This is a genomic window from Kitasatospora sp. NPDC032150, assembly GCF_055579945.1.
Genome location: NZ_JBVIMH010000031.1, coordinates 16,836 through 37,019, shown reverse-complemented (window position 1 = coordinate 37,019; position 20,184 = coordinate 16,836). Strand labels below are relative to the sequence as shown.

Genomic DNA, 20,184 nt, shown 5'->3' with positions numbered 1-20,184 from the left:
GGTATCGGCCGCCGTCCATTGTCGCTCGGCGGCGGCCGGTAGCGGAACGGTGTGAGAGCAGAGCGCTATTCCCGGCCCGCACGCCGGGGTGGCGAATTCGACCGCCCCGGCCGACACCCCGGACGCGTAGCGCCCCACCGGGGCCCCGGGTCACAGCCGGACCCGGTGCTCCTCCAGGTGCTGCAGCATCCGGTAGTTGGCCTCCCAGCCGTCCGGGAACTTGACCGTGACACCGAGCTGGACCGGCTCGGTAGCGGGGTGCTCGTCCAGGACCTCGGCGATGCCCGCGCGGGCGACCACGATGCAGGCGTGCCGGTGCCGGGAGGCCAGCACGCACAGCCGGCCGGTCTCCAGGTGGAAGGCCGTCGCGTCGGGGCGGCCGGAGAGCGGGTGGAGCACCACGGTGACGTCGTACTCCCGGCCCTGCAGCCGGTTGGCGGTGTCCACCGTGACGGCCGGACCGGCGGCCGGATCCACCGGTACGCCGAGCCCGGCCAGCGCCGTGCGGACGGCCGAGGCCTGGTCCCGGTGGGCGGTGCCGACCGCGATCCGGCCGGGGGTCAGCGGTGTGGAGCCCTGCTCGGAATGGGCGGTGAGACCGCGCTCCAGCAGCCGCCGGACCGTCGCCGCCACGGCGGCGACGGCCTGCGGATCCGTTCGGACGGTGTGCCGGGCGGGCAGCTCCAGCAGGGCCCAGCCGCTCTCGGCGGCCTCGTCGATCGCCGCGTCGAACGCCGAACCGTCCGCCGCCACCGCCGCCGCCAGCCGCCGCTCGCCGAACCCGGTGCCCGAGCGGAACGGCGCGCAGGGATAGAACGCCGAGGAGATCAGCGGCGCCGCCGAGGCGGGCAGCCGCCAGGAGACCGGCAGGCGGTGCGGCTCGATCTCCGGGTTGTGCGCCAGCAGCGTGACCACCGCGCTGCCGGACGGGTCGTACGAGAGCCCGGCCCACTGGTCCGTGCCGACCACCGTGAACGGGTCCAGCTGACCCGGGTCGCCGACGAACAGCGCCCGCTCGAACAGCCGGGCCACCGCGAGCAGCGCGTCCGAGCGCATCTGGTACGCCTCGTCCACGATCGCGTGCCGCCACGGCGCCTCGGTCTTCACCCACTGCCACTTGGCGGCCGTGGAGATCACCACGTCGTGCTCCAACAGGGTGCCCACCTTGTCGGACGGCGTGACGTTGCCGTGGCGCAGCGCCTCGGGCGACGGGCGGGAGTCACTCGCGTGCAGCCGGCCGATGCTCAGCTCGGGGCCCTTCGCGGCCAGCCGGTCGACCAGATCGTCCACCTGGCTGTTGGTCTGGGCCACGATGATCAGCCGCTCACCCGCGCCGACCAGCTCCTTCGCAGCCTTCACCACCAGCGTCGACTTCCCGGCGCCGGGCGGCGAGTCCACCACCACACCGCGCGGCGCACCGGGGGCCGGGCGGACGGTGGCGGCCAGGATCCTGGCCACGGCGGCGTCCGCCGCGGCACCGGGGGAGAGGGCCGATGGTTTGTCGGGGCCGGGGCCGGGGCCGGGTGTGGAGTCCGGGTCGAGGGTCATGGTGTCGGTCATTCCCACTCTTCGGCAGCGGTGAGCGAATGATCGGCGGCGCCCGGCGGTCCACCGTGTGTCCAGGGGGTGTCGTCCGGCTCGGGCAGCGGCGCGGACTGGCGCGACGTCAGCTCGAACAGGGTGAAGACGATCTGCTCGCCGGGCTCGGGCAGGCTGCCGGGCTCGGGCTCCTTCTTCCGGCCCATCCCGGACAGTACCCGGACCGTGACGGTACCGCCGGCCGGGTCGGACTCGACGATCACGGCCTTCTGCGCGACCGGGCCTCCCCCAGCCTCCGGCCGGGGGGACCCTCCTGCCCGGTGCACCTCGCGGCCCGGATCGGCGTGCGGACGGTCGCCGGTGCGGACGGTGACCAGCGGGCGGGGCTTGGGTGAGCGGCCGGAGGTGTCGTAGTCCATGGCCACCCCGACCACGGTGCCCGCGAACGCCTCGCCCGCCAAGCGATGTTCGGCCATCGCCAGCGGGTCGTCCAGCGCCTCCTGGACCGCCAGCCTGGCTTGCTCGCGCTCGCGCTGGGCGAGTTTGCGGGCGGCGGTCACCGCGTCGTCCTGCCGGGGCTGCGGCGGCTCCCCGGCGGCGAGCCGGTCCCGGTGGCCGGTGTAGGACCAGCGGTCGGACTCCCAACGCTCCCCGAGATGGGCGGCCGGCGGCAGCGCGTACAGCAGGTCGAGGCCGCGCCAGACGTCCCGCCAGGTGGGCAGAAGCTCCTGTTCGAGGACCGAGCGCAGCTGCGCCGACGCCTGCTTGACGTGGAGTCGGGCCTGCTCGACCTGCTCCGGTCGGCCCGGTGTCTGCTGCAGATGGGCCAGGGTGGCGAGGGCGGAGTCGTGGCGGCTGATGGCGGGGGCGAGCAGCAGCTCGTCGAAGCGCGGATCGGTGACCGGACCGGCCGGTGGGTGGGTGAGCCGCCCGTGGACGTCCCGCTCGGTCTCCGTGAGCAGGGCCGTCTCGGCGCCGGTCAGGCCGGGGCGCGGGAAGTGCCAGGCCAGCTGGGCGGCGAGGTGCTGGTCCTCCAGGTGGCTCTGGCCGGTCGCCCAGTGGCGGGCCAGCAGTGCCGTCATCGACAGCAGCAGGCCGGATCCCGGCACCTGGGCCCGCTCGGTGAGGTGCGTCAACCAGCGCCCCAGCAGCGGGACCTGGGTCGGCGCCGGGTACGGCCCCGGGTCGGCGTCCTCGGCGGTGCGGCGGAACCTGGTGGACCGGCCGAGCAGGGACAGGTGCTGGACGGACGCGCCGTTGGGGACGATCAACTGGGGTGCGTCGGTGCAGAGTTCCCGGAGGACCTGGGACTTCTCGCCGGTCTCCGGGTCCTTCTCGGAACCCTCGATCTGCTCGACCTCGGTACCGAAGGACTCCAGGTAGGGGAGCAGGTCGGCGGCGACCCGGGCGAGGAAGTCGAACCGCTGGGTGCGGTTCAGCGGCTGCGGCACGATGTGCAGGCGCGGTGCGTCCCGGTCCGTGCCCAGCAGCATGGCCAGCGGCGCCCCCGACTCACCGGCGGCGGCGAACGGGACCAGCACCATGGGGCGCTGCGAGAGATGCCGGTGCCGCACCGTCGCGAGCGGTTCGGCCCGGCCGCTGCGGACGGCCTCCAACCGGGCCAGGGTGCTCAACAGGCTCATCGGGTGGACCTCCTGACAGCCCCGGCCCGCTGCGGGGCCTCGAGCGCGGCGGGGTGCGGAGTCATCCGGCGCTCCTGCCCAGGGCCTCGGCGCGCAGCGCGGCGGCGTGCGCGAGCCGGGCGGCGGCCTCGGCCTGCTCGGCACCGTCGGCGTCGGCGGGCTCGCCGGCACCCAGGCCCACCGCGGCGGCCAGTGCCTCGGTGACGGTGCGCAGGCTGCCGAGTTCGCCCCGGACGGTGCGGCCGAGTTGCTCGACCGAGTCGGCGCAGCGGGCCTGCGCGCGGCAGTGGAAGCCGAGTTCGCAGCTGGAGAGGCAGTCCGGGCTGTACGCGGCGGTCAACGCCTCCAGGGCGGCGGCCAGTTCACCGGCGGGGCGAGTGGGGCAGCCGGCCTCGTCCGGGGCCAGGTCGAAGGTGGTTCCGGACGGCAGCGCGGCCAGCAGCTCCTCGACCCGGGTGAGCCGGCCGAGCTGACGGCGGGTGGTGGCCAGCTCGCGCCGGATGTCCACGGCGACGGCCGTCGGACGGTTGCCGAAGTCCTTCGGACAGACCAGCAGCACGCTCGACTCCGGGCTGCCGGGCAGTTTCTGCTCCGCGTACGGCGAGTCGTCCACCGGCTGCCCGGCCGCCGCGGCCGCGGCCTCCTGGAGCGCCAGCACGTACACCGCCGCCTGCCGGGCCGCGGCCCCGACCTTCGCCGGGTCGGCGGAGCCGTCCAGGACCGGGAACGACTTGATCTCCACGACGGTGCAGCGGCCGTCGTGCACCACCACCGCGTCCGGCTCCAGGTACGCCGGGCCGCCGGCCACGGTCAGCCGCAGCATCGGGTGGTCGAGCAAGGTCCAGGCCCCCGGTGCGGCCGCGGCCTCGGCCAGCGCCTCGCGGGTGCGCTCGGCCCGGACCGCCGGGGCGGAACGCGGCAGCAGGTCGGGCACCGCGAGCGCGGTCGCGTCCGGCGGCAGGCCGAGCCGCCGGCGCAGCGGTTCGAGCAGCGCGGCGTAGCCGTTCTCCTTGAGCCGGGACTCGAAGACATTGCCGCGCGCTATCGCGAACGGCGACTGACCGAAGGGCGCCGGATGGCCGAGGTGTCCGGCGACGGCTGCCTTGTCCACCCCGGCGGCGTCGAGTACGGCGCGGCGGCGGCAGCCCGGGTTGGCGGCGAGCGCGGCGAGGGCACGGGCGTCGAGGCTGCGCTGCGGCGCCCGGCCGCGCAGCTCGGAGAGCCGCTGTGCCAGCGGCTCTGCCTGCCCGATGGTCGAGACGTTCATGGTGCGGCCCAGTGTCGCATCCGGGTCTGACAAATCCGCTGCGGCCGCTGCTTTCCACTGCATTCCACGCGGTACCGGCACTGCGGGGCGGGCCGGCGCGGCGGCTGCGTCTGGACGGCCGAGTTCGGGCGGGCGGTGCGCGGTCGTCCGGCAGGGGACTCCGGATCGTCCGCATGGGGTTCGTCACGGGGGCGCGGGTCGGGCGGCTGCTGTCACGGCATCGTCCGTAGCGGCGCGGCGCACCTGCCGGACGGCGCGGGCACTCTCGCGGAGCAGGTGGGACGTAGGCGAACCGACAGGGTGGGGCGGGCGGTCGCGGGCCGGTGCCGGACGCCGGCCCGGAGGTGGGGGATCATGGTCCCCGGCGACTCGATGGCGAGCCCGGCCGCGCCCACCCTGGCTAACCGCCACCCCAGCTGCGAGGAGTTCCCCATGCCCGCTCGAATCGTGCTCGTCCGGCACGGTGAGACCGAGTGGTCGGCCACCGGCCGGCACACCGGCCGTACCGACATCCCGCTCACCGAGGAGGGCCGCGCGATGGCGCGCGCCCTCGGGGCCCGGTTGGCGAAGGCGCCGTGGAACGGTCTGCCGGACGCCGTCGTCTACACCAGCCCGCTCTCCAGGGCCCGGGAGACCTGTGAACTGGCCGGCTTCGGCGACCGTGCGGTGGACCGCCCCGAGCTGATGGAGTGGGACTACGGCCAGTACGAGGGCCGTACCGGGCAGGACATCAGGGCCACCGACCACCCCGGCTGGCTGATCTGGCGGGACGGCGTCCCCGGCGGCGAGAAGCTCTCCGACGTGGCCAACCGGGTCGACGCCTTCCTCGCCGGACTCAACGAAGAGCACGGCACCCCGCACCCCGACACCACCACCATGCACTGCGCGGACCGCGATGTGCTGCTCTTCGCCCACGGCCACCTGCTGCGCATCATGACGGCCCGCTGGCTCGGCCTGGCGCCCGAGTACGCCCAGCGCTTCAAGCTGGGGACGGCGGCGCTGTCGGTCCTCTCCTGGGAGTACGGCCTGCCCGCGGTGGAGGTCTGGAACGACCTCAGCCACCTCGACGCCCACTGAGCCGAGCGGTCGGGCGGAACAGTGCCCCGGAGGTGTGGCGGAGCCCCCGTCGTCCACAGCGGCGTACCGGCCGGAGGGGCCAGCGGCCCCAGGGGCGCGGCGGTGCCCCGAGGCGGAAGGGCTGTGCGGGCAGCGTGCTCCAGGGAGACTCCGGCACGCCGCCAGCGGGGCGCAGCGTCCCGGTGCGTGTGGGCCGTGCGATCAGCCCGTCACGGTAGTGCGCGGCCGGTCGCGCGGCCTCGGGGCCGGACCTGGTGGCCGTCAGGCGGCCACGGCATGGTGGTACGCCGTCAGGAAGTCGGCGACCTCCGCCACCGACCGGTGCGGCCGCAGGTTCTCGGCGGAGTCGGCGAGCATGTTCCGGATCCGCGCCGAGCGGACCTCGCCGAGCAGCGCCACCGCCGCCGAACCATGGCTCGCCGCCCCCGCCAGATCCCCCTGGCCCAGCCGGTCGTGGGCGAGTTCGGCGGTGTAGAGCACCCGGTTGCGGACGAAGTGCGGGTCCTGGAGCGCTATGGCCCGCCCGGCCCGTTCACTGGCCCGGTCCCACTCGCCCAGGGCGGACCAGCACTGCGCCTCCAGGCCGGCGATCTCAGCCTCGCCGAAGAACGACATCCACTCCGGGTCGGCCTCCGACTCTCCCCGGTCGAACAGCGTGTGCGCGCGGGCGAGCGCCCGTTCACAGGCCGCCCGGTCCTTGAGCAGTGCCCAGCCCCCCGCCTCGCGCATGGCGAGCAGCGAGAGCAGTCGGTCCGAGTCCAGCTTGCGCGCCGCGGCCTGGCCGGCCTGCGCGGCGCGCAGTGCCTCGCGCGGGCGGCCGGCGTCCCTGGCGAGGAAGGCGCTGTTGCAGAACACGTGCGCCTCCAGTGCGGTGTCGTCGGCCATCCGGGCGGTGGCGAGCGCTTCCGAGTAGAACGAGCGGGCGTCGGTCAGCCGGTTGGAGTCGTGGGCCAGCCAGCCGACCGAGATGGCCAACTCCCCGGCCCCGGACTGCAGTCGGCGCTCGATGGCGCTGCTGTACTCGCCGTCGTTGAGCAGGGCGTACGCGCTGCGCAGCGACTGACCGGCGAGCTCGAAGAGGGTGTCCGCACCGTGCGCGTCGTCCAGCAGTCTGATGTCCCGGACGGCCTGCTCGACTCCGAGCACCTCAGCGGCGCCGACCCGGCGCCGGGGCGGGAGTTGGCTCACCTGTCGGGCCGTTCCGACCTGGGCCGCGGCGAACTCGCCCGGTACCGGCAGTGCTTCCGTGGAGACGGCGGATGTGGGGGCTGCGGCGTGGGCCGGCCGGTCAAGGCCGAGTGCTGCCGCCAGGGCGGTCGAGCCGCCGCTCAGGAACGTACGGCGACGCACGTCGTCGTTCTCCTCGTGGGGATGGTGCGAATCGGTGAGCGGGGCCCGGCCGTCGGGCCCCGGGGCGGGCGGCCCGGCTGCAGCGCCTCGCACGCTGCGGCGGCGGACCGCCGCCCGCGGGGCGAAGCCGAGATCCTGCAGTGAGCGGTCCGGCCACATGTGCCGGAACACCCGCTCGTACGCGTAGTTGGGGCAGCGGATCTCACCGGACTCGACCCGCCCTACGTAGCGGGCGTCGCAGGACACGTGCTCGCCGATCTCGCGGGCGGCCCGCCGGATCGCGGTGGCGAACTCGCCGGGGGAGCGGTCGCCCCGCAACTCCCGCATCACAGCATTGGGGGCGGCGGCTTTGGGGACGGCGACGTGGGGGGTGACGGCGGCGGTCGGCGTGGACTGCGTTCCGCCGGGTCGCTTGGCTGCCATGGTCTGCGCTCCGAGCTCGTGCTGTGAAGGTCGCGATCGCTGTGGGCTGTCCCCGTGGGTTGTCGCCGCGGGCTTGTCTCTGGGGGCTTGTCTCTGGGGGTTGTCGTTATGGCGGTTCGGGAGGTCGGTGGGGCGGCTGGTGCGGAGTGAACGGCGGCCGGGTGCGGCCGCGGTCGGCAGGTCGTGATCGGTGGTGGCGATCGGGGCCGGCCGGGGCGGGGTGGGTCAGCGGGGTTGGGGCCCGTGGGGGCGGTTGGTGTCGCGGACGGCCGCTGTGATGGCATGTGGTCGTGGGTCGGACGGGACGCCCATGACAGTACCCGGAGTCATCGGGCGAATACGGTGAGTTGCCGGATGATGTGCCCTCAATTCCCCACATTTCGGACGTCATTGCCGAGATCTGCCATGAAATGCCATGGCTTGCTGTAGGCGGCCCCGTGGCTTCGGGAGCACTCTTCGCGTTGTCCTGATACGTGGAAGCCCCGATCCGCACCCCCACCTGCCCGAGTGACCGGGCTTCCGACCTGACGAGGTGACAGGAGGGCCGCCATGGTCATCGGAGTACCGCAGTACCGACGGACGGTCGCCGGCGGGGCCGCCCAGGGGCTGGCGCCCGCGCTGCGCCCGGACGGCCCGCGCGGCGCCGAGGGCGTCCGAGGGGCCGGAGCGGCCAGAGGCGTCGAGGGTGAACTCTCGGCCTGTACCGGGGGCGGCGGCGCGACCGCCCCGCCCCCGGCCGGCTACGACACGGTCACCGTCGCGGTCCGGCACGGCCTTGAGACGGTCGACATCCTCCGGCTCCGCCGCGCCTGCGGGGCGGTGCTCCAGACCGCGGGCGGCTCCGCGATCGCGTTCCTGGTCCCGGCCGGTACCGCCGACCTCTGGCACCTGCCGGGCAGCAGCTGTACACCCGGTGCCGTCCTCTACCCACCGACCGATCCGCGCTGGGTGATGCCACCGTCCGGCCCGGACTCCGCGGCCCGGCCCACAGACGCCTGGGTGCTGCGCTCGGCACTCTGCGAAGCCGCCTGCACGCTGACTGCAGGCGGGTTCGGGCCTTTCTGAGGCCGTGCCGCGCAGTCGCCCGAGCTGCACAGCCGTGTCAACGCGTGACCGCACACCCGCGCTGCCGCCCACGCCGCACGCCGCGTAGTCGCACACCCGCGCTGCCGTCTCCGCTCCGCCACGCGGTACACGGTGCACCGTCCCGCTGGGCCCGGCCGAACGGCCTACCGTGGAGTTCGCGTCCGCAGCCGGTCGCGCGGCGCCCGTCCCCCCGGACCTCCCCGTCCCCTCTCGTTCCGCCCTGCCCGACCGCCGCTGAGCTGGGGCGCTGTCCGTCACCTTGGCGATAATGAGGCCATGGGACGCAGTAGCAGGGCCGGCAGGGCTCGTACCGAGACCGAGCCGAACCCAGCCGCCCCGGGCGGACCGTCCGGCGCGGCCCGTACCCGTTCTCAGGGCCCGCTGGCCCGCCAGGTGGGCTCCGGACTGGCCGAACTCGTCCCCGACCGGGACCGCCCGCACGCCTGGAGCCTGCTGGTCGACGGTGCGCCGCAGTCCCTGGTGGACCTCGCCGACCCCACCTATCTGGGCTTCGAGTACCAGCGCCGGCTCGGCCATGTGATCGACCTGGCCGCTGCTCCCGGAAAGCCCGTCACCGTACTGCACCTCGGTGGCGGTGCCCTCACCCTGGCCCGTTACGTCGCGGCCACCCGCCCCCGCTCGCGCCAGCAGGTCGCCGAGATCGACACCGCGCTGACCGAACTCGTCCGGGCGGAGCTCCCGTTGGAGCGCGGCTGGCAGGTCAAGGTCCGCGGCGCGGACGCCCGAGCGGTGCTTGAGCGCACCCCGGAAGGGGCGGTGGACCTGGTCATCGCCGACGTCTTCGCCGGGGCCAGGGTTCCGGCGCACTGCGCGACGGTGGAGTTCGCCACCCTGGCCGCGCGGGCCCTGGCGCCCGGCGGGCGGTACGCCGTGAACATCACGGACGGTTCGGCGCTGCTCTTCGCCAGGTCCCAGGTGGCCACGCTGCGTGCGGTCTTCCCCGAGGTCTGCCTGGTGGCCGACCCGGCGGTGTTGCGGGGCAAGCGGTTCGGGAACCTGATCCTGGTGGCGGCCCAGAAGCCGCTCCCGCTGGACGAGTTGAGCCGCCGGGTGGCCTCGGACTCCTACTTCGGCCGGGTGGAGCACGGTCGCTCGCTGGCCGACTTCACCGCCGGTGCGGTACCGGCCACCGATGCCACGGCAGCCCCGTCGCCGGCCCCGCCACCCGGAGTCTTCCACTGAGCCCCGGCGCGCCGGTCCCGGCCCGGCACGCGCTGTTGAGCCCCGGCCCGGTTTGCGCGCTCAGTGTCCGCGCGGCAGCCCCCGGTGCTTGTACATCGCGGCCCCGGTGAGCAACATGCCGCCCGCGATCGGGACGAGTACGGCGGTGAGGTCGTCGTCCGGCTCGACGGGAGTGGCCGCGGTCAGGCTGAGAGGATCATCGGCGACCGGCTGCGCCGGATCCTGGAACCGCACCGGCACCATGTCCGTCCGGCGCCCGGTCGTGGCCGCCCCCGGGACGGCGACGCCACCGCCGGTAGCGGCGACGCCGGGCGGTAGCGGCGGTGGTACGGCGGCCGGGTCGGTGGCGATGTCGGTGCCCCGCCGGGCCGGTACGCCCGCGGTGGAGGGGGATCGGTCCGCGCCCTCCACCGGTTTCGACCGCGAGGGGCGCAGGGCGTCCCCGCGCGGCTGCGGCGGAGCGGCGGGCAGCAGTACGGCGGCGATCGCGAAGGCGTCGGGCACGCCGGCCGCCTGGCCGGGGAGCGGCAGCCCGCCGGCCCTGATCCGGTCTTGGAGCACCTGCTCGACCGGTGCGGCCGGATGCCGCAGGACCGGTGCGGTGGTGCCGGTCAGCCCGTCCAGCAGGGCGGGGACGTCGGCCCTGCCGACCAACGCGCTGTCGGGTTCGGCCGTCGCGGCGTACGCACCGGTGGCACCCAGCCCCAGACCCCACACCTGGGCCAGCAGCACGCCGCCTGCCGCGAGGGCGTGAGAGCGGGGCAGCCGTCCACCCGCCCGCCGCTGGTTGCGGCCCGGGCCGTCGGAACGGACGGAGACGGCTTGCGGCTGCACCGGGATCGCGTGATTGGCTCGCACGTGAAGCGAGAACGAGCACCCGGGGCGTCAGGTCACGCGCGTCGGTGACTTTCCGTCATCGCGATGGTCGGCGTCTCGGCCTGCCGGCGGCCCGAGCCCTCGGCACCAGGCGGCGGCGACGAACGCGAAGGCGGGTTTCGGACGATCTGACGCGGCTTCGGGCGGGCGGCGTACTTCTCGTTCCGATGCCTCGGAAAGGTCCGGCTTCCGAGCGGGTCCGGTTTTCCGAGCGGGTCCGGTTTTCCGAGAGGGTCCGGCGACGCGGGCAGGGCCAGGCTTCGGGGGCGTGGCGGGCGTCGCGGGCAGGGCCCGATGCCGAGGCACGCCGGTGCGCGTCCTGGCGGCCCGGCCCGCCGGGCGGGGGTCTCCCGCACGAGCACTCGCGCGCGAGGCCGTTGCTCCCCCACCCGGCGGCTCCCCGCCGGGAGTCCAGTAAGCGCCCGGAGCTCCGGAGTTGGAACTCAGGAGTTGGGGCGCAGGGTCCAGGTGATGGTCATCACGCCGGTGACGGCGCCGTCGGCGCGGGTGAGCTCGACGGTGACCGGAAGCTCCGGGCGCTCGCCCTTGTCCAGCTCGGCGACGACGTCGGCGGCCGGCCGGCCGAGCGTCGCGGTGGCGGTGACCGGGCCCATCGCCAGCTTCTTGTACGAGACCTCGGCGTTCACGACCAGCGGCACGGCGCGCGACAGCTGGTCGCTGAAGGCCGCGAGGACGATGCAGCCGCTCGCCGACTCGGCCAGCGTGAACATCGCACCGGCGTGCGGGCCGCCGACGTGGTTGTGGAACTCCGGCTGGTCCGGCAGCCGGAGCACGGCCCGCTCGGGGCTGGTCTCCAGGTACTCGAGCTTGAGGGTGTGGGCCATCGGCACGGTGGAGTCGAGCAGCTGGCCGATCGAAGGTGTGGTCATGGCGATGATGTTACTAGTGGGTAGCTTTTTCGGGGAGGGGAACTGGAGATCTTTTCGACCCGGCCCCGCCCTGGTCGGGGTTGGGTCGGGCCGGCGCGGCCCGGGCCGATCGGGGCGCGAAAACCCGCAACGCAGAAAAGCCTTGAGGGGCAGATCTCCAAGAGATCTGCCCCTCAAGGCTTTTGGGGTGAGCGACGGGACTCGAACCCGCGACCACCTGGACCACAACCAGGTGCTCTACCAACTGAGCTACGCCCACCATCTGTCCGGCGCTCTCCCGCTTTCGCGTTCCCGCTCCGACACAGAGAACTCTACAGGATCAGAAGGGGTGCTCGTGCCAGGGTCGTCGCTCGGGTCGTCGCTCGGGTCGCGACGGCGGGCGTCCGGCCCGGGTCAGCCGGTCGGCAGCTGGTGCTTCGCGGCGATCGCGCGGGCGGCGTCGGTGTCCGGTCCGGGCTGCTCGACGAACACGGCCTCGCGGTAGTAGCGGAGTTCGGCGATGCTCTCGCGGATGTCCGCGAGCGCCCGGTGGCTGCCGCCCTTCTGCGGGCTGTTGTAGTAGGCGCGCGGGTACCAGCGGCGGGCCAGCTCCTTGATCGAGGAGACGTCCACGATCCGGTAGTGCAGGTGGCCTTCGAGCGTGGGCATGTCGCGGGCCAGGAAGCCCCGGTCGGTGGCGACCGAGTTGCCGCAGAGCGGGGTCTTGCCGGCCTCCGGTACGTACTGCCGGATGTAGGCGAGGACGCGCTCCTCGGCCTCGGCCAGCGTCATGCCGTGCTCCAGCTCGTCCAGCAGCCCGGACGAGGTGTGCATGGTGCGCACGATCTCGGGCATGCCGGCCAGCGCCTCGGCGGGCGGGCGGATGATGACGTCCACACCCTCACCGAGGATGTTCAGCTCGGAGTCGGTCACCAGGGCGGCGACCTCGACCAGCGCGTCCCGGCCGAGGTCGAGCCCCGTCATTTCACAGTCGATCCATACCAAACGGTCATTCACGCACTCACCCTACGGCGCGGTCGCGCGAGCCGGACAGTTGACGGTCAGCCTCGGGAGGGCGTGCCGTGCCGCCGGTGTCGGCGCTCCCGTCGGCGGGGTCCTCCGCCCGGTCGGCCTCGTGGACCGCGTCGTCGACCTTGTGGTGTTCGACTCCGGGGCCGCCCGTACGGGCGCCGTCGGAATCGCCGTCCGCGAAGCCGCTACCCGGATGGTCCCCGGCGCCGGGCCTGCCGGACGCCGGAACCCCGGACGCATGGGCGTGCGGAAGAGCGCTGCCGTCGCTGCGGTGCCGCTGGCCGAGGCCCCGAGCGGAGGGCCTGTCATGGGCCTCGTCCGCCGCGGCCGCGTGCTCGACGGCTCGTTCCGGCGACCGATCGGCCAGGCGGTCCGTCAGCTGGTCCGCCTGCCGTGCCGGTCGCTCCGGCCGTTCCTGCCGCTCCGTGGGGCGGTCGCCGGGCCTGGACATCCTGCCGAAGCCCGTGCCCGGCTGCGGCGGAACGCCCGGACGGAACCGTCCCCGACCGAGTGCGCCTGCGGTCGGCGAGCCCCCGACCCCCGGCGCGCTCGGCGCGTGGTACGCGGGTGGCGCACCCGCCGCAGCGCCGGCCGGCGCGGTCCCGCCCGTCGGACCCACGCCCGCCTGGCTTCCGGTGACCGCCGTCCCGGTCACCCCGGAGGCACCGGCCTGAGCGCCGAACCCGGCGCCCGGAGCACCCCCGGCCGGTCCGGTGGCCCCAAGAGCCCCGGCGGGCATGCCCGCCGGGGCGGAGGCCGCACCGAGCGGACCGGTGGCACCGGTCAGACCCGACAGCCGCTCGGCCGGGTAGCCGCTCGCCGCCGGATGCCCCGGCGCGTGATGACCGTGGCCCTGGGCCGGGTGCCCCTGCGGCGGCACGGTGGCGCCGCCCGAAGCGGGCCGCCGGGCGCGGTAGCTGGTCCGGTACGCGGCGGGCGAGACCCCCAGCTGGCGCCGGAAGTGGCCCCGGAGCGCGACCGGTGAGCGGAAGCCGCAGCGGCGTGCGACATCGTCCACGGACAGCTCGGAGGTCTCCAGCAGCCGCTGCGCCTGCAGCACCCGCTGAGTGATCAGCCACTGCAGCGGCGCACTGCCGGTCAGGGTGCGGAAGCGCCGGTCGAAGGTCCGGCGGCTCATGTAGGCGCGGGCGGCGAGCACCTCCACGTCGAACTGCTGATTGAGGTTTTCGAGCGCCCAGGTCACGACCTCGGCGAGTGGGTCGTTGCCGATCTCTTCAGGTAATGACTGGTCGATGTACTGGGCCTGTCCTCCGCCGCTGCGTCGGCTCGGCACCACCAGCCGGCGGGCCAGCGCGTTGGCCGCCTCCGCGCCGTGGTCGGTCCGTACGACGTGCAGGCAGAGGTCGATCCCTGCCGCCGTGCCGGCCGAGGTGAGCACATCGCCGTCGTCGACGAAGAGTTCGCGCGGATCGACGTGGACCCGGGGGTAGCGCTTGGCCAGCGTCGGCGCGTACATCCAGTGGGTGGTGGCCGGCCGGCCGTCCAGTAGGCCCGCGGCGGCCAGGACGAACGCACCCGTGCACAGTCCGATGATCCGGGCGCCCTCGTGGTGCGCCTTGCGCAGGGCGGCGATGGCCTCGACCGGTGGCGGCTGGGAGATGGAGCGCCAGGCCGGTACGACGATCGTGCCGGCCCGGGCGAGCGCCTCCAGGCCGTACGGTGCGGTGAGGGTGAGGCCGCCGGTGGTGGCGAGCGGGCCCTCCTCGCCGGCGCAGACCAGCAGCCGGTACCGGGGTACTCCCGCGTCCTGGCGGTCCACCCCGAAGACCGAGAGCGGGATGGAGCTCTCGAAGATGGGTGCGCCGCCGAAGATCAGCACGGCGACGGTCTCGCGCCGCCGACGACCCGACAGTTTCCTTGGTGCGGAGGTCAGTACGGTTGAGGATGGGCCAGCGGAACCGGCTGCACCCACGGCGCCTGCCGAACCGGCGGCCGCCGCGGCAGCCGTGGCGACCGTCGATGCCGTCGACGCCGCGCCGGTGACGGTCGCGATGCCGGCGGTCGGGCCGTGCTGGCCGCCGGCATGACCGGCGAACTGGACCGGGAAGTGACCGGCGCCGGATCCCGGAACCAGCGGCACGCCGCCCTCCGACGCCAGGTCGGCCAGCGGACCTGTGGCCGAGTACTGGGGAGCGGCGGTGACCGGGTAACCTGCCTGTCCCGCAGACGGGTTGGCGGAGGGGGTCGCGATGCCCGGGCGGGATGCGTGCGGGCCGTGCGGGCCGTAGTAGGGCTTCGCGGACTGGGCGGCGCTGGCGGAACGGGGGACGGCGGCGGGCAGGCCGGTCTGCGGCAGCCGAGGCAGTCTGGTCGCCGGAGTCGGCATCGGCGGTTGCGCGGGTGCGCCCCCTCCGGCGGCCCGGCTCGTGCGACCGGTCGGCGACTGGCCGCCGTCAGGACCCGCGTCGCTCCTGCTCACCCTGCTCAAGGCGCTCCAGCCCCCTCGGTGGTGTGGTGTGGTGGTGCCGTGGTGCCGCACTGTTCGCCAAGATCGAATCTACTGGGTGGACCGTTGCCGTTGTGACAAGTTCACCATCCGACGCTATGTCGACATGGCAATTTGGCGTGATGCATTCGATCACGAAGCGTGGCATCCCGCGACCCCTCTGGGAAGGGGGCAGGAGGAACGGTGGCTTGTTGTCGCACGACCCGTCACTCGGGATCAGGGCGGGCTGTGCAGCGCGGAACGGTCTGGACTGCGGCTTTGCCCAAGGGGTAGGGGGTGGGCTGAGATTGACTGAAAACAGACGGTTCAAGAAGGGGGCGTGCGCCCTCTCAACGTGCGCTGCCGCGAGCCCGTTGCGCGGCCCACTTCCCCGCCATCAAGCGCCTGAACGGGTCATCATGACAGGTGGTCGGGGTCGCCTTGTGGGACTTGTCGCAGGGCCTCGGCGCAGGCTCGAACAGGCCAACGACGACACGGTGGACTCCTGACTCGTGGCGGTGCCGACGTACGGCTCAGGTCGCCGCCGCCGTCCGGGGTGTGCGGGCCGTGCGGTGGTGCGTGGCGAGGTGCGGCGATGCGTGGTGGTGCATGGTGGTGCATGGCGCTCTGGATGGTGCGACTCGCTCGCGACGGTACTGGTGACCCGCGAAGCCGATTTGCAGGCGGGTCCACCGAGTCGATGCGAGGCCGGGGACGCTCGATCGGCGTGGCACACGCGCCCGGATCTCCCGGATCCCTGACGCCGGGTGGGACAGTCGCCGTCCACGGACTCATCGGTGTGAGCGGACGCGGGGGACGGTCTTCTGCCGGCAGTACGGCAGTCCTCTGCTGCGGGTGACTGCGATTGCTTGTGCTGCCGGATCGGTCGGCCTTCCGGGGCCAACTGCCCGGATGGACAAACCGGATGGACGAAAGTGACGGGTGGTCGCTTCACAGCGGTCGACGGGCCCGCCGCGCTGCGATCTTGCGAGCCCCGGCGACCCGCCCGGGTAGGGGTGTGTGCACCGCCACCAGTTTCGGTGAACCGCTGTATTGCCGACACGGAAGTACTGCCGTAGCACCCTACTGCCGTGCCCCCGATCGGGGTTGGCCGCGTGGGCGATGACGCGCTGGTGGTGACGCGCTGGTGATGACGCGTTGGCGGGGCTTCGGCGGACTGTGCGAGCGCGGTACGCGGCGTTCTGGCGGCCCTGCCGCGTTCGTATGGCTCCAGGGGGCCGCAAGCCCCAGGGGGCCCACGGAGGCTTTGGCGGGGCTGTGCCACCCCGAGCGAGCCCCGGTGGGCCGGTGGGGCAGCCCGCCCGAGGTCCGCACCGCCATCGCACCTCACCGGTGCAGCGCGCTCCGTCCGACCGGAGCCCGGCACAGTCGACGCACCGCTCGCCGGCCCGCCCGATCCAGCCAGGTTCAGCCGACCGTGCCGCCTCAGCCGGTCGTGCCGTCGGCCCGTTCGGCCAGTCGGGAGAACGCGGCGTACCGGCGCGCCGACGAACCGTCGCCGCTGAGCGAGAGCCGTCCCCCGGCAACTGCTGCCCGTGGTGCGAGACTTGAGGCTGGCGTGGCGAACTTCCTCCGGCCGACCGGCCGTTGGCGGGGCTTGGGGGAGGGGGCGCTGCTCGCGCTAAGGACCAGGCCGACGGCCTCCGGCAGGCCGGCCGCGCTGAGGGTGGGTCGGTAGCCGTCCTCGGCCCAGGGGCGGCCGTGGTGCAGCCAGACGCTGCGCAGCCCGGTTACTTCGGCACCCGCGATGTCGGCGGGTCCGTAGTCGCCGACCATCCAGGTGCGGGAGGTCCAGCCGTGGGTCGGCGGGACGCCGCAGCGCTTGGCGGCGATCTCGAAGATCTTCGGGTCCGGCTTCACGCACCGGGCCTCCTCGGAGATCACCCAGCCGTCCACCAGCGGGCCGAGCCCGGTGCGGCGGATCTTCTCCAACTGCGGCCGGGTGTTGCCGTTGCTGACGATGCCGAGCGTCCAGTCCGCCGCTCTGGCGGACTTCAGGGCCTCGATGTGCGAGGCGGGGCAGTGGATGTGTGAGTTGATGCCTCGGCGGTAGTGCGCGAGGAGGAAGTCGAGGGAGTGGTCGAGTCCGTAGCGGCGCTTGGCTGCGCCCAGGACGGTGCTGCGCGGCACGTAGCCGCCACCGTCAATGGTGGCGAACCAGCTCAGGTCGCCGGTGGGCAGTTGGTGTTCGTCGAGGAAGTCCTGGGCCCAGGCCATGAACGCGGCATCCCTGGGCAGCAGCGTGTTGTCGAGATCGAACAGGAGCAGGGGCATGCGCTGCATGCTGCCAGCGCCCCGGGGTATGCATCAGGCACTTGCCAGAGGTAGTCCCGAACCGAACGTAATTGGCTGAAATCGGAGTGTCATGGGCCAACGGGACAGCTGGGATCTATGGGGTGGTATGGGCGCCCGATCGGCCAACTGCCCCCGGAGCCATCGACGGAGCGAAGGTGCTCGGATGACAGTCGGGTCACGTTGTGTGGTGGTCCTGTTGCGTCGACGCGTCTCCTCGGCGAAGCTCCAGGGAACCTCTTTCTCGGCAGGCGCGAGATTGCCGATCGGGGGCGCGAAATGCCCGGTGCACGCATCGCCCGTTAGCGGGATCGTCGCCGTTTCAACGCTCTGCTGCTGGGCCGAGCCTCACACCCGTCGTACTCTGAAAGGAACAGGTCACAATCGGTGCTGCTCTGCGGAGACCGAATAGGTGTCATGGGCGGGCCTGTTGCCTCGATAACCACGTCGTTTCCTGTTGGCCAACCCTTCTCGAAGAGCCTTGAGCCATGGCCGGTTTTGAGTCCTCCAGATCTCCTGATGCAGATCTTGCCGCGCGGCCGGTGGACGCGGTTCCGAACATCCCCGCGCCCACTGGGCCAAGGCCCCCTGAACCGAGCGGGGGCACCGCCTCGGGTCAGTCCGCTGCGCCGGGGTCTTCCGGCGTGTCCGCGGCTTCCGTTGCGTGCGGACAATCCGCCAGCCAGGAGGGCTCTGCCGGCCGTGGGGCACAGACGGGGCATGCCGCGACTGCTGGGCACGGCACGTCGGCTGGGCCTGCCGAGCCTGCCGAGCCTGCCGAGGCGCGTGAGGCCATCTCAGGGCTCGGAGCGGGCAGCTGGCGGCCCAGAGCGGCCTTCGTCAGCGATGTCGTCCGCAGAGGCTGGCCGAAGCCCCGGCAGCGCAGGGGTGAGCACAGGGGAGAGCAGATGGGAGACGCCATGACGGATGGCGCCGGGGCGCCCGTCGGCCGGCCGCGTGGACCTCGCGGAGCGGGCGGCGCCGACGGGGAGGAAGGCCCGATCCCCCAGGAGCAGCCCGTCCGCTCCTGCGACCCGGCCTTCCAGCATGGTGTCGTGGTCGGTTTCGACGGCTCGCTCTCCAGCGAGCGTGCGTTGGCGTATGCGGTCGGGATGGCGCGCCGCTCGCAGTGCGGACTGGTGATCGTCCACGTCGCCAACCGCCTGCCGGCCACGGTCTGGGCCGGCTGTGAGCCCCCTGTCTTCGTGGACCTGCCCGACCACCGGACGGAGGTCCTCGGCCTGGAGCTGGCCTGCGCCGACTTCCTCGCCGGGGTGCCCTGGATCCTGGTCGAGCGCGGCGGTGACATCTGCCACGAGATCGAGGAGGTCGGCCGGGAGTACGCCGCGGACGCGATCGTGGTCGGCAGCACCCACGGCCTGCTCGGCAAACTCTTCGGTTCGGTCTCCGGCCGGCTGGCCAGGCGGGCCAACCGGCCTGTGATCGTGATTCCCTGACGAAGGATCGGCCCTTGCTCTCCGGCGGCCCTGATCGCGGGCCACCGGAGAGCCTGGAGGCGCAGGAGGTAATGCCCCGGGGCGCAGTGCCTCCGGATCCGGATGCAGTGGCTCGGGCCCCGGTGCCCTCGGGCGCGGCGCCCCGAGCCTGGTGTCCCGAGCCTGGGGGGCTGGGCAGGCCTGGTGTCCTGGAGCGCAGCGCCTTGGGGCGTGACGCAGCGCCTCGGGATGTGGCACGGCTCCTCACCTCAGTACGTGCGCCGCACCCCGGGGCGTGACGCAGCGCCTCAGGACGTGACGCCCAACTCCCTTGCGATCAGCATCCGCTGGACCTCGGAGGTGCCCTCGCCGATCTCAAGGATCTTGCAGTCGCGCCAGAACCGTGCGACCGGGAACTCGTTCATGAAGCCGTACCCGCCGTGGATCTGCGTGGCCTCCCGTGCATTGTCGACGGCGGCTTCGGAGGAGTAGAGCTTGGCGATCGCCGCCTCCTTCTTGAAGGGTTCGGAGTGCAGCAGCCGGGAGGCGGCGTCCCGCCAGGCGAGGCGGGAGGTGTGTGCGCGCATCTCCATGTCGGCGAGCTTGAACTGGATGGCCTGGTTGGCGCCGATCGGTCGGCCGAAGGCCCGGCGGGTACCGGCGTAGAGGACTGACTGGTCGACGCAGCCCTGGGCCAGGCCGGTGGCCAGGGCGGCGATGGCGATACGGCCCTCGTCGAGGATCCGCAGGAACTGGGCGTAGCCGCGGCCACGCGCGCCCAGCAGGTTGGCGGCGGGGACTCGGCATTCGGTGAAGGACAGTTCGCGGGTGTCGGAGGCGTTCCACCCGACCTTGGAGTACTTCTTCGAGACGGTGAACCCCGGGGTTCCGGTGGGGACGATGATGGAGGAGATCTCGCGCCGTGGCGAGAGATCCGAGCCATCTTCACTCGAACGGGCGATCGGTTCGGTCAGTGCGGTCACGGTGACCAGGCCGGTGATCTCCGTTCCGGAGTTGGTGATGAAGCACTTCGTACCGTTGATCACCCACTCGTCAGTGGCCTCGTCGAAACGAGCGGTGGTCCGCGTGGCGCCCGCGTCCGAGCCGCCCTCGGGCTCGGTCAGCCCGAAGGCGCCGAGCATCTCGCCCGAGGTCAGCCGGGGCAGCCAGGTGCGCTTCTGCTCCTCCGTCCCGAAACGGTAGATCGGCATCGCGCCCAGCGAGACCGCCGCCTCCAGGGTGATGGCGACCGACGAGTCCACCCGGGCCAGTTCCTCCAGCGCGAGGCAGAGCGCGAAGTAGTCACCGCCCATGCCCCCGTACTCCTCGGGGAACGGCAGGCCGAACAGGCCCATCCGCCCCATCTCCCGGACGATCTCGTACGGGAACTCGCCCTGCTCGTAGAACTCCCCGATCTTCGGGGCGACCACGTCCTGTGCGAACTCGGCGACAGTACGCCGCAATTCCTCGTACTCGTGGTCCAGACGGTGGTCGAGCATGGTGATCCTCCTGGGTCGCGGCTCGGAAGGCCGACGGTGCCGACTGTGTGGCGGCCGCAGCGGCCGGTGGTTCATGGGCGGAGCCCCGGGGGATCCGGAGTCCGGGAGAGGCCAGTGGCCCGGGA

At 73.2% G+C, this 20,184-nt stretch carries 12 protein-coding genes, 1 tRNA gene and 2 pseudogenes; 4 read left to right on the top strand and 11 right to left on the bottom strand.

Annotation, left to right across the window (positions count from 1 at the left end; genetic code table 11):
• Positions 1 to 150 precede the first annotated feature (150 nt).
• The 3 genes from ACZ5ON_RS28280 to ACZ5ON_RS28270 all read right to left on the bottom strand — a co-directional run bounded on the left by ACZ5ON_RS28280 (position 151) and on the right by ACZ5ON_RS28270 (position 4,449).
• Entirely contained in the window at positions 151 to 1,548 is a 1,398-nt protein-coding gene (locus ACZ5ON_RS28280) for an AAA family ATPase (protein ID WP_465598703.1), read from the bottom strand.
• A gap of 8 nt (positions 1,549 to 1,556) precedes the next feature.
• Positions 1,557 to 3,182, bottom strand: coding sequence for a hypothetical protein (locus ACZ5ON_RS28275; RefSeq protein ID WP_465598607.1), 1,626 nt, complete (start codon positions 3,180 to 3,182; stop codon positions 1,557 to 1,559).
• 61 nt (positions 3,183 to 3,243) lie between these two features.
• On the bottom strand, positions 3,244 to 4,449 hold the full coding sequence (locus ACZ5ON_RS28270) for a hypothetical protein (RefSeq protein ID WP_465598604.1): 1,206 nt from the start codon (positions 4,447 to 4,449) through the stop codon (positions 3,244 to 3,246).
• 432 nt (positions 4,450 to 4,881) lie between these two features.
• Here ACZ5ON_RS28270 and ACZ5ON_RS28265 point away from each other — a divergent pair, with 432 nt between their 5' ends.
• Positions 4,882 to 5,526, top strand: a complete 645-nt coding sequence (locus ACZ5ON_RS28265) for a histidine phosphatase family protein (RefSeq protein WP_465598601.1) — start codon at positions 4,882 to 4,884, stop codon at positions 5,524 to 5,526.
• A gap of 261 nt (positions 5,527 to 5,787) precedes the next feature.
• Here ACZ5ON_RS28265 and ACZ5ON_RS28260 read toward each other — a convergent pair whose 3' ends face one another.
• Positions 5,788 to 7,299 carry a tetratricopeptide repeat protein gene (locus ACZ5ON_RS28260; RefSeq protein ID WP_465598598.1) on the bottom strand — a complete coding sequence of 504 codons (1,512 nt, stop codon included), beginning with the start codon at positions 7,297 to 7,299 and terminating at the stop codon, positions 5,788 to 5,790.
• Between the two features lie 549 nt (positions 7,300 to 7,848).
• Here ACZ5ON_RS28260 and ACZ5ON_RS28255 point away from each other — a divergent pair.
• Together ACZ5ON_RS28255 and ACZ5ON_RS28250 are read left to right on the top strand one after the other, a co-directional pair.
• A complete protein-coding gene (locus ACZ5ON_RS28255) occupies positions 7,849 to 8,364 on the top strand; it encodes a hypothetical protein (RefSeq protein WP_465598594.1) in 516 nt (171 codons plus the stop codon).
• 297 nt (positions 8,365 to 8,661) lie between these two features.
• Positions 8,662 to 9,588 carry a spermidine synthase gene (locus tag ACZ5ON_RS28250; protein ID WP_465598591.1) on the top strand — a complete coding sequence of 309 codons (927 nt, stop codon included), beginning with the start codon at positions 8,662 to 8,664 and terminating at the stop codon, positions 9,586 to 9,588.
• A 60-nt stretch (positions 9,589 to 9,648) separates the two neighbouring features.
• On the opposite strand, the gene ACZ5ON_RS28245 is transcribed toward ACZ5ON_RS28250, so the two are convergent.
• The 6 genes and pseudogenes from ACZ5ON_RS28245 to ACZ5ON_RS28220 form a co-directional block, all read right to left on the bottom strand.
• Positions 9,649 to 10,422, bottom strand: a complete 774-nt coding sequence (locus tag ACZ5ON_RS28245; protein ID WP_465598588.1) for a hypothetical protein — start codon at positions 10,420 to 10,422, stop codon at positions 9,649 to 9,651.
• Positions 10,423 to 10,907: 485 nt separating this feature from the next.
• The gene (locus ACZ5ON_RS28240) at positions 10,908 to 11,354 is read right to left on the bottom strand and encodes a DUF4442 domain-containing protein (RefSeq protein WP_465598585.1); all 447 of its coding nucleotides are present in this window, start codon (positions 11,352 to 11,354) and stop codon (positions 10,908 to 10,910) included.
• A gap of 183 nt (positions 11,355 to 11,537) precedes the next feature.
• Positions 11,538 to 11,613 (bottom strand) — tRNA-His (locus tag ACZ5ON_RS28235).
• A gap of 134 nt (positions 11,614 to 11,747) precedes the next feature.
• A complete protein-coding gene (gene orn / locus ACZ5ON_RS28230) occupies positions 11,748 to 12,350 on the bottom strand; it encodes an oligoribonuclease (protein WP_465598582.1) in 603 nt (200 codons plus the stop codon).
• A 745-nt stretch (positions 12,351 to 13,095) separates the two neighbouring features.
• Positions 13,096 to 14,298, bottom strand: a pseudogene (locus ACZ5ON_RS28225) (helix-turn-helix domain-containing protein); the annotation flags it as partial.
• A 1,959-nt stretch (positions 14,299 to 16,257) separates the two neighbouring features.
• A complete protein-coding gene (locus ACZ5ON_RS28220) occupies positions 16,258 to 17,106 on the bottom strand; it encodes an HAD family hydrolase (protein WP_465598579.1) in 849 nt (282 codons plus the stop codon).
• A 1,034-nt stretch (positions 17,107 to 18,140) separates the two neighbouring features.
• On the opposite strand from ACZ5ON_RS28220, the pseudogene ACZ5ON_RS28215 reads away from it, so the two are divergent.
• Positions 18,141 to 18,581 (top strand): annotated as a pseudogene (locus tag ACZ5ON_RS28215) (universal stress protein); the annotation flags it as partial.
• Between the two features lie 287 nt (positions 18,582 to 18,868).
• Here ACZ5ON_RS28215 and ACZ5ON_RS28210 read toward each other — a convergent pair.
• Positions 18,869 to 20,059, bottom strand: a complete 1,191-nt coding sequence (locus ACZ5ON_RS28210) for an acyl-CoA dehydrogenase family protein (RefSeq protein ID WP_465598576.1) — start codon at positions 20,057 to 20,059, stop codon at positions 18,869 to 18,871.
• Positions 20,060 to 20,184: the final 125 nt, after the last annotated feature.

Excerpts from the sequence above, each read along its gene's own strand:
- ACZ5ON_RS28280 (WP_465598703.1), bottom strand. The coding sequence starts at position 1,548 with ATGACCCTCGACCCGGACTCCACACCCGGCCCCGGCCCCGGCCCCGAC.
- ACZ5ON_RS28275 (WP_465598607.1), bottom strand. The coding sequence starts at position 3,182 with ATGAGCCTGTTGAGCACCCTGGCCCGGTTGGAGGCCGTCCGCAGCGGC.
- ACZ5ON_RS28270 (WP_465598604.1), bottom strand. The coding sequence starts at position 4,449 with ATGAACGTCTCGACCATCGGGCAGGCAGAGCCGCTGGCACAGCGGCTC.
- ACZ5ON_RS28265 (WP_465598601.1), top strand. The coding sequence starts at position 4,882 with ATGCCCGCTCGAATCGTGCTCGTCCGGCACGGTGAGACCGAGTGGTCG.
- ACZ5ON_RS28260 (WP_465598598.1), bottom strand. The coding sequence starts at position 7,299 with ATGGCAGCCAAGCGACCCGGCGGAACGCAGTCCACGCCGACCGCCGCC.
- ACZ5ON_RS28255 (WP_465598594.1), top strand. The coding sequence starts at position 7,849 with ATGGTCATCGGAGTACCGCAGTACCGACGGACGGTCGCCGGCGGGGCC.
- ACZ5ON_RS28250 (WP_465598591.1), top strand. The coding sequence starts at position 8,662 with ATGGGACGCAGTAGCAGGGCCGGCAGGGCTCGTACCGAGACCGAGCCG.
- ACZ5ON_RS28240 (WP_465598585.1), bottom strand. The coding sequence starts at position 11,354 with ATGACCACACCTTCGATCGGCCAGCTGCTCGACTCCACCGTGCCGATG.
- ACZ5ON_RS28220 (WP_465598579.1), bottom strand. The coding sequence starts at position 17,106 with ATGCCCCTGCTCCTGTTCGATCTCGACAACACGCTGCTGCCCAGGGAT.
- ACZ5ON_RS28210 (WP_465598576.1), bottom strand. The coding sequence starts at position 20,059 with ATGCTCGACCACCGTCTGGACCACGAGTACGAGGAATTGCGGCGTACT.